Here is an 11,973-nt window from a genome sequence, read left to right as displayed (position 1 = left end):
AGATCGTTCCCGAACGACGCCGTCTCCGAGGTGAACCGGTCACCCGTCAGCTGCATCCCGTCACCCGAGTCACCCGCAAACCGGATGATGACCCGATCCAGACGGAGCGTCTCCTTCACCGCTGTTCCCCGATCGGCGCCATGAGCTGCCTCTGCAGCGCGAGTTCGGTCGTGGTCAGCGCGATGTCCGGGCGGAGCCGCTCGGGGTGTCCCTGGGGCGGCTCGTCCAGGCTCGGCGCCGGCAGGACCGGCGGTGGGCCCAGCGCGGACATCCCCAGCCAGATCCACCCCGCGACGGTCAGCGAGTGGCAGATCTCGCGCAGGACCTTCGTGACGATTCTCATGCGACCAGGGACTCCGCGGGTATGTGCGACGTCCTGGTGCCCCTCGCCGCGGGTGTGTCCTCGTCGCTCCACGTCCACAGACGGGCGACCGCGTTCAGGTCCAGGTCGTGGCCCTCGGTCCACAGCCGGGCGGCCGCGTTGAGCACGGACTGCCGGTCGGCCTCCTGGGTGCCCGGACGGGCCGGGAGGAGTGGGGAGACCGCGCCGGCGCCGAGGCGGACCGAGCGGTGCCTGCGGGCGAAGGCGGTGAGGGTCTGGCGGGGGCCGGCCTCGATGAGGAGGACGTCGTCGGCCGCGAGGAGCTCGTCCAGGGCATCTCGGAAGTGGACGGTGTCGGTGATCTGGTCGGCCCAGAAGCGCGGGCTGCGCGCGGCCTCGGGGCTCATCAGGGTGCCGGTGTAACCGGAGTAGAACGGCAGTTTCGGCTCGCGCAGCGGGATGTCGCGGTAGTCGACCTCGATCGCGTCGGAGGCGGGTGCCATCGCCGGGGAGTGGAAGGGGCTGGTGGCGGGGACCGTGACCACCGTGAGTCCGTCGGCGCGCAGGCGGTCGGCGACAGCGTCCAGGGGCCCTCGCGAACCGGCCAGCATGACCTGCTGGTTGGCGTTGACGGCCGCGATGCCCACGCCGTCCGTCAGGTAGGGGCGCAGCCGCTCCTCGCTCGCGGCGACGGCCAGCATGCCGCCGGCCGGGATCTTCACGGCCTCCCTGACCCGGGCCCGGACCATGGCGACAGCGTCGCGCAGGGAGACCACGCCGGCGAAGGTGGCTGCCACGAGTTCGCCCGCGCTGTGGCCGAGGAACGCCGTGGGACGAACACCCCAGCTGAGGATCATGCGGCCCAGCGCGTAGTCGATCGCGAACAGCAGCGGCTGGGCGCGGCGTACGTCGTCGATGCCGATGGCGGCGTTCTGCGGGTCCAGCCAGTCGGCGCGTACCCGCGAGCCCTCCTCGCCCATGTGGGACAGAGCCGCGTCGACGGCCGCGGTGAAGACGGGTTCGCGACGGTAGAGGCCGGCCGCCATGCCGGCGTGCTGCGAGCCCTGGCCGGGGAAGAGCAGGACGACGGGACGCGGGCGGGACACGTCGACGGCGCGGGCCTGGTGGACGGCGCGGGCGGCGAGCGTGGACACGGCGACGGCGGCGCCGCGTATGGGGCCGGGCGGGGTGCCGCAGGGCACGGCGGTCGGCAGCGCGGGGTACACCTCCCGGTGGACTCCGCCGAGCATCGGCAGGAGTTCGGCACGTACCCGGACCTCGTCGTCCGCCGTCCGGCCCGACCAGAGGATCAGACGGTGGCGGTCGGGGTCGGTGCCGCGCGGGTTCTGCCACACGGGCCGCAGGGGCGGTGCGTCCTGCCGGCCGTGCGGGGCCGTCACATCGAGTACGCCGAGGACGGCGTCCCCTTCGGCCACCGCTTCCGCGGCGCGCTTCACGGCGTACACGGTGATGGTGTGGGCGTCGGGTTCGCCGAAGCCCGCGACGAGGACGAGGTCGGCGGTGCCCTCGTGGAGTTCGTGGTGGGCGCGGCGCAGGGCCAGGCCGGCGGTGGCCGTCGTCCGGACGGTGAATCCCTCGTGTTCGGCCCCGAGGCCGGGGTCGACGGCACAGGATCCGATGAGGACGACGGTGCGGGCCGGCAGGTCCTCGGGGGAACGGCCGAAGGCGCGCAGTACGGCCGAGACGGCGGCGGCCGACGCCACGACCGGCGCCTGCTCCTGCGGAGCCGGGCCGGGGCTGACGATCAGCCGGCGGACCACCGCGCTGTGGGACGTGAGTGACATGGTTCCCTCCTCGTGGACCGCGGCTCGGCCGCATGGATGTCAAGGGATCGGGGCGCGGAGCGGCCGCCCTGCCTGCCGGGGGAACGTCGGCAGGGCGGCCGCAGCGTGTCCGGCTCAGGCGGCGGGCGTCCGGCCGGAGTTGATGAGGGCGAGGAGCGCGCCCGGGGTCTCCGCGTCGACGACGGCGTCGTCGGGGATGCTGACGCCGTACTCGCGCTGTATCTCGCCGATGACCTGGAGCAGGGCGAGGGAGTCGTAGCCGAGCTCGATGAACGGCGTGTCGATGACATCGCCGTCGAGGTCGACGCCCTCTTCCTCACCCGCGCTCTCGCGGAGCATGCGGGTCAGGTCGGCCAGGGTCACGGTGGCGGTGGAGATGGTCATGGTTGGTGCCGTCCTCTCGGTTGGGCGCGCTGATGCTGCGGGGTGTGGCGACTGGGAAAGCGGGCGGGGCCGTAGTGGTGCGGTGTGCCGCGGTGGTGGTGCTTGCCGCGGCACGGTTCAGGTGGTGCGGCGCACCACGAGCGCGGCGTTGAAGCCGCCGTGGCCGCGGGCGAGGACGAGTGCGGTGCGCAGATCGGCCTCGCGTGCTTCGGTGACCAGGTCGATGGTGTGTTCCGGGGCCGGAGCTGCCACATGGACGGTGGGCGGGATGACGCCGTCGCGCAGGGCGAGCAGCGCGGTCGCCGCGTCGAGGGCGGCGCCCCCGGCGAGGAGGCGGCCGGTCATCGTCTTGGGGGCCGTGACGGGGACACCGGCCGGCCCGAACAGCTCGGTCAGGGCCTGGGCTTCGGCCCGGTCCAGGTCCGGTACGCCGGCGGCGTCCGCGAAGACGACGTCGATGTCCTTGGGGGTGATCCCGGCGTCGGCGAGGGCGTTCTCGGCGGCCCTGCGCAGTCCGGGCGGGCGGCCGCTGCCGGGGGCCGGGTCGAGGGTCGCCGCGTATCCGGCGATCTCGCCGTAGACGTGCCCGGCGCCACGCGCGCCGGCCGAGCCGGCCTCTTCGACGAGCAGGATGGCGCCGCCCTCGCCCGGGACGTATCCGCCGGCCTCGGCGGCGAACGGGAGGTAGGCCCGGGTGGGGTCGTCGACGGTGCTCATCAGGCCGGAGGCGATCTGCGGCACCCAGCCCCAGGGGCAGATGGCCGCGTCGACGCCGCCCGCGATGACGGCGGGGAAGCCCTTGCGGATGTGGCGGCGGGCGTGCCCGATGGCGTCGATGCCACCGGCCTGCTCGGTGAGCAGGACGCCGCTGGGGCCGCGCAGTTTGTGCCGGATGGAGATCTGTCCGGTGTTGACCGCGTAGAACCAGGCGAAGGACTGATAGGCGCTGACGTACTCCTTGCCCTTGCTCCACAGGTTCTGGAGTTCGCGCTGTCCGAACTCCACGGCTCCGCCGGACGCGGCCGTGACCACGCCGATGCCGTACTCGGGGAGTTCGTCGGTGTCGATCCCCGCGTCCTTCAGCGCCCAGTCCGCCGCGGTCAGCGCGAGGCGCGTCATGTGGTCGGTCTGCGGCATCAGCCGGCTGGGGATGTGGTCCTCGGCGACGTACCCGGACACCTCGCCGGCGATGCGGGACGGGTACTGGGTGGCGTCGAACCGGGTGACGGGGCCGAGGCCCGACTCGCCGGCCAGGGTGGCCTTCCAGAACTCCTCGGTGCCGAGGCCGTTGGGGGCGGTGATGCCCAGGCCGGTCACGACGGCGGTCATACGGTCCTCCTGTCCGGGCGGGCCAGCACCATGGCGCTCTGGAATCCGCCGAACCCGCTGCCCACGCTGAGCACCACGTCGGTCTGCTTCTCGCGGGCGACGAGCGGGATGTAGTCGAGGTCGAGCTCGGGGTCCGGCTCGTGGAGGTTCGCGGTGGGCGGCAGGACGCCGTGCTTCATCGCGAGGGCGCAGGCGGCGATCTCCAGGGAGCCGATGGCTCCGAGCGAGTGGCCGATCATCGATTTGATGGAGCTCACGGGGGTGCGGTAGGCGTGCTCGCCGAGGCTGCGCTTGAAGGCGCCGGTCTCGTGACGGTCGTTCATCTTGGTACCGGAGCCGTGGGCGTTGACGTAGTCGACCGTGTCCGGGGCGAGCTGCGACTCGGCCAGGGCGGCGTCGATGGCCTCCGCCATTTCGAGGCCGTCCGGCTTGAGGCCGGTCATGTGGTACGCGTTGCAGCGGGAGGCGAACCCGGAGATCTCGGCGTAGATGTGGGCGCCGCGCCGCTTCGCGCTCTCCAGTTCCTCCAGGACCAGGATCGCGGCGCCCTCGCCGAGGACGAGGCCGCTGCGGGTCTCGTCGAAGGGCCGGCAGGCGCTCTCCGGGGTGTCGTTGCGGGGTGTGGTGGCGAGGATGGCGTCGAAGCAGGCCGAGGTGATCGGCGAGATGGGCGCCTCCGTGGCACCGGCGATCATGACGTCGGCCGTGCCCTCGCGGATGAGTTCCACGGCGTGGCCGAGCGAGTCGAGGCCGGAGGTGCATCCGGTGGACACGACCGCGGCCGGTCCCTCCGCCCCGGCTGCCCTGCCCACCTCGGCGGCGAGGGAGCTGGGTACGAAGTGCCGGTACAGCTCGGGTACGGCGTACTCGTGGTCGACGTTCCACTTGCGGCCGCCGTCGCTGACGACGGCGTACTCGCGCTCCAGGCTCGTGGTGCAGCCGACCGCGCTGCCGACCGCCGTGCCGATGCGGCCGGGGTCGAGGGCGGAGATCTCCAGGCCGCTGTCGGCGAGGGCCTCACGGGTGGAGACGACCGCGAACTGCGCGGCCCGGTCGAGCCGGCGGGTCTCCTGCTGGGAGAGCCCTGCCGCGAAGGGGTCGAAGTCGACCTCGGCGGCGACCTGCGAGCGGAACGGTGAGGGATCGTAGAAGGAGATCCGGCGGGTGGCCGTGCGGCCCGCGGTGAGCAGCTCCCAGTACTCCTTGACACCGACCCCGCCCGGGGCCACGACGCCCAGGCCGGTGATGGCGACTCGTCGCATGGTCTACCTGGCCTTCGACGGGGCCGGGTGCGTCGCTGCGCACCAGCCGGTTGGCACTCTGGGGGTCACTGTCGATCCCTTCGTCCGTGCTGATCATGAGTCGGTTGCGGCGGCCGGAGGGGGTTCGGGGTGGGAACCCCCTCGGCCGGCCTGTCCCGGTCGGCGACTCGTTCGTAGCGTGCTGCCTTGACCGGTGAAGCTATGGAACGTCTGCGCCCTAGAACCGGACTCGTGTGCGCGTGGATCTGCCGAACCACCCGTCTATGTCGGGACATTTCCGTGCTTACGCGCGGGCACTTCGGCGCGTTTCGCGCGCAGCATCGCGAGTGAGCGGATGAGGACGCGGCGGGTGTCCCCGGGGTCGATGACGTCGTCCACGAGGCCGCGTTCGGCCGCGTAGTACGGGTGCATCAGCTCGGCCTTGTACTCCTTGACCATCTGCTCGCGCATCGCGGCGGGGTCGTCGGCGGCGGCGATCTGGCGCCGGAAGATGACGTTGGCGGCGCCCTCGGCGCCCATCACGGCGATCTCGTTGGTGGGCCAGGCGAAGGCGAGGTCGGCACCGATGGAGCGGGAGTCCATGACGATGTACGCGCCGCCGTACGCCTTGCGCAGGACGAGGGAGATCCGGGGCACGGTCGCGTTGCAGTACGCGTGCAGCAGCTTGGCGCCGTGCCGGATGATGCCGTTGTGCTCCTGGTCGACTCCGGGCAGGAAGCCGGGCACGTCGACCAGGGTGACGAGCGGGATGTTGAAGGAGTCGCACGTGGAGACGAAGCGCGCGGCCTTCTCGCTGGCGTGGATGTCCAGCACGCCGGCGAGGGCCGCGGGCTGGTTGGCGACGATGCCGACCGTACGGCCGTCGAGGCGGGCCAGCGTGCACACGACATTGGGCGCCCACGCCTCGTGGACCTCGAAGGTCTCGCCGTCGTCGACGATCTCCTCGATCACCGCGCGGATGTCGTAGCTGCGCCCCGGGTCGGCCGGCACGAGATCGGTGAGGCGGTCGGTGCGCCGGTCGGCGGGGTCGTCGCAGGGCACCGCGGGCGGCATCTCACGGTTGTGGGACGGCAGGAGGGCGATGAGGAAGCGCACGTCCTCCAGGCAGTCGGCCTCGTCGTCGTAGGCGAAGTGGCAGACGCCCGAGGTCGTGGCGTGCACGTCGGCCCCGCCGAGACCGTTGTGGGTGATCTTCTCGCCGGTCACCGCCTGCACCACGTCAGGTCCGGTGATGAACATCTGCGCCGTTTCGCGGACCATGAAGACGTAGTCGGTCAGGGCCGGCGAATAGGCCGCTCCTCCGGCGCAGGGGCCCAGCATCACGCTGATCTGCGGGATGACCCCCGAGGACGCGACGTTGCGGCGGAAGATGCCGCCGTAGCCCGCGAGCGCGGTGACGCCCTCCTGGATACGGGCTCCCGCCCCGTCGTTGAGGCTGACGAGCGGTGCGCCCGCGTCCGCCGCGAGGTCCATCACCTTGTGGACCTTCTCGGCATGCGCCTCGCCGAGCGCTCCGGCGAAGACGCGGAAGTCGTGGGCGTAGGCGAAGACCGTCCGGCCGTGGACCAGGCCCCAGCCGATCACGACACCGTCGCCGTGCGGCTTGCGGTCCTCCAGGCCGAACCCGGTGGCGCGATGCCTGCGCAGCGGCTCTATCTCGGTGAACGTGCCCTCGTCGAAGAGGAGTTCAAGGCGCTCGTGTGCGGTGAGTTTGCTCTTCTCGTGCTGGCGCCGGGTGGCCGCCGGGTCGGGCCCGCGGCTCACCTCCTCCTTGAGTCGCCGCAGTTCTGCGGTGGCACGGCGCAGGTCGGGGGCTGCCTGGGTGACGGTGAGGTCGTCGAGGATCGTCATCGGCCGAACGTAGGAACGCCGGCTAGAGACGTGCTGGAGAGGACCGCCAGGACCGCCAGGACCGCCTGGACCGACGCCCGGCCGGTCAGCCGGACGCGGGCACCTGGACGTCCAGGGCCGGGTCGGCGGACAGCACCGCCTGATGGAGCTGCTGCAGGCGGGCCGAGGGCTCGAGGCCCAGCTCGTCGACGAGGGTCACCCGCAGCCGCTGGTACGCCTCGAGTGCCCGCCAGGCGCTGCCCGACCGGTGCAGGGCGGTCATCAGCTGGGCGCAGAAGTTCTCGTGCATCGGGTGCCGGGCGACCAGGACCCGGAGTTCCGGCACGATCTCGGTGTGCCGGCCGAGCAGCAGATCGGCGTCGATCCGCCTCTCCAGAGCGGCCATCCGGTCCTCCTCCACGCGGAGCACCTCGAGCTCGAGCACGGTGCCGACGCGTACGTCGACGAGGGCGGAGCCCCGCCACATCTTCAGTGCCTGGCCGAGGAGTCGTGAGGCCGCGAGGTAGTCCCCCGCCTCGTGCGCGGCCCGGCCCGACGCGGTGATGCGGGTGAACTCGTGCGCGTCGACCTGGCCCGGCTGCACCTGGAGGAGGTAGCCGCCGTGCTGCGTGACCAGGACGTCCTTGGCATGGCGGGACGGGTCGCCGTCGAGTGCCGCGGCGATCTTGCGGCGCAGCTGAAGGATGTACGTCTGCAGAGTGGTGGCCGCGCTGCGCGGGATGTCCTCGCCCCAGATCTCCTCCATCAGCGTCGCCACGGTCACGACCCGGTCGGACTGGAGGGCGAGCAGGGAAAGGATCTGGCGCGGTTTGGCGGCGGTCGGTACGACGGACACTCCGTTCTCACGGGCCGTCAATGGTCCCAGGACATTGATCTCCATGATGGCGCCCTCCCCTTCGTGCGCTGGTTCGGCAGGTCCGTCGGCGGCCCTGCACGGGTTGCGGAGTCTGCGTCGAGCCTCGCACCCGCGGCGTTCGAGTCCCAGTGAGGTGCTCACGCGGCCGGGCATGAAAATGTCATGCCGCGATGGTGACCGCGGCACTGTGCCGTGCGCGGCGGCGGGCCGCAGAATCCTGGCATTCGGCAAGCGAACAACGTCTCGCAGGATCGACTCAGCAGGGGGATCACCATGGACACCGCCACGCACGCTCAGCTGACCTCGGATCACCAGTTCGCACTCCTGACCGCCCGGGCCGGCCTCGAGCCCGACCTGGCCCAGCGCTACACGAGCGACCCCGTCTCGGTGCTCATCGAGTTCGGTCTCCCCGCGGTCGAGCCGGTGTACGGCGACGACTTCGCAGACCTCTTCGGGGAGGTGTACAAGAGCGGAGGCGCGGACCGCGGCCTGGTCATCGACCATCTGGACCGGCCGGGCACCGTCATGCTCTACGGCTGCGCCACCGGCATGGCGCCCCTGCCCGGCGAAGAGGCCGGGACGGCGCGTGCATGAACATATCCGGGGGGAGAACCACCGAACTGCCGGTGGGGTTCAAGAGACACCTGCGGGTGGAGGCGATCGAAGGGGACGCCGTCTACCTGCTGTCGGAGCGGGGCACAACGGCCTTGCAGGGCCGTGAGGTTCAGCAGCTCGCGGCCCTGCTCGACGGGACCCGTACCCTGGCGGCCGTCCTGCGGGACGCGGCGGCGACCGTGGCCCCGGAGACCGCGGCCCGCATGATCGCCGAACTCGCCCGCGCCGACCTGGTCGGCTATCACGACCCGGCCACCGACGCCTCGACCCAGGCGTACTGGGAGACCGCCGGCCTGCACGGGCCCCGCGCCGCCGCCTCGTTCCGGGAGACGCGGGTGGCGCTCGTGTACCTGGGCAGGGGGGATCCCGCAACGGCGCGGGCCGAGTGCCTGGTCGCGGGCCTGCGGATGGCCTGCCCCGGCGAGGAGGACTCGGCCGAGCTGTCGCTCGTCCTGTGCGACGACTACCTGGACCCCCGCCTCGCCGAGATCGATGCCCGGCACCGGGCGGCGGGCCGCGCGTGGCTGCTGGCCAAGCCCAGCGGCGCGGAGACCTGGGTGGGCCCGGTGTTCGCAGGCGGCAAGGACGCGTGCTGGGAGTGTCTGGCGCACCGCCTGCGCGGCCACCGGTCGTCCACGGCTCCGGTCCGCCAAGCCCTGGGCCTCATGGGAATGGTGCCCGTCCCCGAGGCCTCGTTCGCCACTGTGCGCGCCCTGGGCCTGCACACCGCTGTGCTCGAGGCGACCAAGTGGGTGGCCGGCATGCGGTACGAGGGCCAGCGCTCCGTCTGCACGCTGGACACCCGCACCCTCGCGACCAGCCGGCATCCGGTGACCCGCCGTCCGCAGTGCTCCACGTGCGGGGATCCGGAGCTCGTCGCACAGCGGGTGAACAGGCCCTTCAGGCCGCGCTCCAGCCCCAAGTGCCGCACGGTGGGCGGCAATCACCGGTCACAGAGCGCGGAGACGGTGCTGTCCCGTTACGTGCATCTGGCCGACCGGGTCACCGGCGTCGTGTCCGAGCTCCGGCCGGCCCCCGGCTCGCCGGACGGACTGAACCGGTACGTCGCCGGGCGCAACCTGGCACTCGGCGACAGCCGTTCCCTGGCCGGGCTGCGCGGCGGGCTGCGCGGCCAGAGCGGAGGCAAGGGAACGACGCCGCAGGAGGCCGAGGTCGGCGCCCTGTGCGAGGCGCTCGAACGCTACTGCGGTACCCGGCAGGGCGACGAGCCCACGGTGCGCGACACCCTGGCCGGTCTGGGTGACGCCGCTCTGCACCCGAACCTCTGCCAGCTGTTCGCGGACCGGCAGTTCGAGGAGCGGCACGCGTGGAATCCGCGGCATGCGCGCTTCCAGCAGGTCCCGCCGCCGTTCGACCCGCAGGCTCCGGCCGACTGGACGCCGGTGTGGTCGCTCACCTCGGGCACGCAGCGGCTGCTGCCTACGTCGATGCTGTACTTCGGACCAGGTCCGGACGGAGTGACGGCCACGCCGTGGGCCGACTCCAACGGCAACGCGGCGGGCAGCAGTCCGGAGGACGCCGTCGTCCAGGGCTTCCTGGAACTGGTGGAACGGGACGCTGTGGCGCTGTGGTGGTACAACCGCACCCGCCGGCCCGCGGTGGACCTCGACGCCTTCGACGAGCCGTGGCTGGCGCGCACCCGGCAGACGTACGAACGGCTCCACCGGGACGTCTGGGTCCTTGACCTCACCACGGATTTCGGCATTCCGGTCATGGTGGCCATGTCCCGGCGCACCGACGGGCCGTTCCAGGGAATCTCGTTCGGTTTCGGGGCTCATTTCGATCCCCGCCTGGCCCTGCGGCGGGCGGTCACGGAAATGGCCCAACTGCTGCCCCCGGAGGGGGACTCGGCTGAATTCCTGTCAGCAGACCCTGATCTATCTGCCTGGTGGCAGGGGGCGACGGTGCAAAATCAGCCATACGTTCGCGCGGATCCAGCCGAAGCTCCGCGGACCCCGGACTCCTATTCCTTTCCGGTCCACCACGACCTGCTGGACGACATCGCGTTGGCCGAAACCCTCGTACGTGGCCGTGGCATGGAATTGCTGATCCTTGACCAGACACGCCCCGACGTGGGACTTCCCGTTGTGAAGGTGATCATTCCGGGAATGCGTCACTTCTGGGCACGCTTCGCCCCGGGCCGTCTCTTCGATATACCGGTCGAGCTCGGACTCGCCTCGCGCGCTCTTCCGTACGACGAACTGAACCCAATTCCCCTCTTCGTCTGACTTTGACCGTCGGTTCGTTTCGCTGGCTCAGAGCCAGCGAAACGACATAGCATGCGGCCACTACCGATCCCTTCGCGAGGAGGCGGCAATGCCGACGAGGGACGTCGTACCGTATTCACCACGGTCCCAGGCGCCCGCCCCGCGGCTGGCTCACGCGATCATCGTCGTGGCCCTGGTCTGTTACGCCACCATGACTGTACTGAACGTGGTACGGACGCGGCCCACGACGGGTGAACTGGTCCTGTGCGTCGTGCTCGTACTGGCGCTGTTCGGCACGCAGTTGGCCGTCTCCTCGCCGCAGGCCCGCCGGTGGCCCACCCGGAGAAAGGCGCTCGTCCTGCTCCTCCAGGCGGTGCTCACGTTCGCACCGCTCGCCTGGTTCAGCATCAACTGGGGCAGCATGGAAGGCCCGTTGGCCGCCTCGCTGCTGCTGACCCTGCCGGCCCGGCTCGCCTGGCCGAGCTACGGACTGCTGATCGCGTTCATCCCGGTGTACAACGTGCTGGCCGGGGCCCCGGTGGACCTGGTGCTCTACTTCACCATCGCCAGCACCCTCACCGGCCTCGTCATCTACGGCCTGACCCGGCTCACCGACCTGGTCAGCGAGGTGCACGAGAACCGCGAGGAACTGGCCCGGATGGCCGTCGCGCAAGAACGCCTGCGGTTCGCCCGGGACCTGCACGACCTGCTCGGGTACAGCCTCTCCGCGATCACGCTCAAGGGGGAGCTGATCCAGCGGCTGATCACCACCCGCCCGGACAAGGCCCGTCAGGAGACCGTCGCGGTGCTCCAGGTGGCGCGGCAGGCCCTGGCCGACGTACGGCTGGTGTCCAGCGGGTACCGCAACATGTCCCTCATCGAGGAGGCGGAGTCGACGGGAACGGTGCTCTCCGCCGCCGACATCCGCGCGGAGGTCGAGGTGGAGTGCGGGCGGCTGCACCCGGTGGTCGACACCGTGCTCGCGACGGCGCTGCGGGAAGGGGTCACCAACATCCTCCGGCACAGTCAGGTGCGCGTGTGCACCATCAAGGCGGAGGTTGAAGAAGAAACGGTCCGTCTCGGCCTGACCAACGACAATCCGCACGAACAGAGCGTCCTCGCCGGGTCCCGCTCGGGCGGATCGGGTCTGGACAATCTGCGCTGCCGGTTCGCCGCCATCGGCGGCGGGCTCTCCGCGGGCCTGCGGGAGGACGGCCGATTCCACCTGGAGGTCTGGGCACCGCTCAGACCCACGGGCCACGACGAGAACGAGCTGCTGGTGTTCGAGCCCACGCGCCCGGAGAGAACCGCCGTAGCCTGA

9 protein-coding genes and 1 pseudogene are annotated in these 11,973 nt (G+C 71.4%); 3 read left to right on the top strand and 7 right to left on the bottom strand.

Going from position 1 to position 11,973, the window contains the following annotated elements; all coding sequences use genetic code 11:
• The 7 genes and pseudogenes from AC07EJ_RS42480 to AC07EJ_RS42450 all read right to left on the bottom strand — a co-directional run.
• A pseudogene (locus AC07EJ_RS42480) lies at positions 1–287 on the bottom strand (hypothetical protein); the annotation flags it as partial.
• Positions 288–339: 52 nt separating this feature from the next.
• The gene (locus AC07EJ_RS42475; RefSeq protein WP_389490949.1) at positions 340–2,127 is read right to left on the bottom strand and encodes an acyltransferase domain-containing protein; all 1,788 of its coding nucleotides are present in this window, start codon (positions 2,125–2,127) and stop codon (positions 340–342) included.
• Between the two features lie 114 nt (positions 2,128–2,241).
• Positions 2,242–2,511, bottom strand: coding sequence for an acyl carrier protein (locus AC07EJ_RS42470; RefSeq protein ID WP_389490952.1), 270 nt, complete (start codon positions 2,509–2,511; stop codon positions 2,242–2,244).
• A gap of 117 nt (positions 2,512–2,628) precedes the next feature.
• Entirely contained in the window at positions 2,629–3,840 is a 1,212-nt protein-coding gene (locus AC07EJ_RS42465) for a ketosynthase chain-length factor (protein ID WP_389490955.1), read from the bottom strand.
• A complete protein-coding gene (locus AC07EJ_RS42460; RefSeq protein ID WP_478886238.1) occupies positions 3,837–5,102 on the bottom strand; it encodes a beta-ketoacyl-[acyl-carrier-protein] synthase family protein in 1,266 nt (421 codons plus the stop codon). The genes AC07EJ_RS42465 and AC07EJ_RS42460 overlap by 4 nt, the downstream gene beginning before the upstream one ends.
• Positions 5,103–5,363: 261 nt before the next feature.
• Entirely contained in the window at positions 5,364–6,953 is a 1,590-nt protein-coding gene (locus AC07EJ_RS42455; RefSeq protein ID WP_393587428.1) for an acyl-CoA carboxylase subunit beta, read from the bottom strand.
• 85 nt (positions 6,954–7,038) lie between these two features.
• Positions 7,039–7,833, bottom strand: a complete 795-nt coding sequence (locus AC07EJ_RS42450) for an AfsR/SARP family transcriptional regulator (protein WP_326710794.1) — start codon at positions 7,831–7,833, stop codon at positions 7,039–7,041.
• 249 nt (positions 7,834–8,082) lie between these two features.
• Between AC07EJ_RS42450 and AC07EJ_RS42445 the strand changes: the two genes are divergently transcribed.
• From AC07EJ_RS42445 to AC07EJ_RS42435, 3 genes are all read left to right on the top strand, one after another.
• Complete coding sequence (locus AC07EJ_RS42445; protein ID WP_389490964.1) at positions 8,083–8,403, top strand: hypothetical protein; 321 nt, start codon at positions 8,083–8,085, stop codon at positions 8,401–8,403.
• The gene (locus AC07EJ_RS42440; protein ID WP_478886237.1) at positions 8,400–10,673 is read left to right on the top strand and encodes a TOMM precursor leader peptide-binding protein; all 2,274 of its coding nucleotides are present in this window, start codon (positions 8,400–8,402) and stop codon (positions 10,671–10,673) included. The genes AC07EJ_RS42445 and AC07EJ_RS42440 overlap by 4 nt, the downstream gene beginning before the upstream one ends.
• Before the next feature lie 88 nt (positions 10,674–10,761).
• Positions 10,762–11,973 carry a sensor histidine kinase gene (locus AC07EJ_RS42435; protein WP_478886236.1) on the top strand — a complete coding sequence of 404 codons (1,212 nt, stop codon included), beginning with the start codon at positions 10,762–10,764 and terminating at the stop codon, positions 11,971–11,973.

The sequence above is a fragment of the Streptomyces sp. NPDC045026 genome (assembly GCF_056432625.1).
The sequence above is the reverse complement of the archived record's forward strand: the minus strand, read 5'-3'. Positions and strand labels throughout refer to the sequence as shown.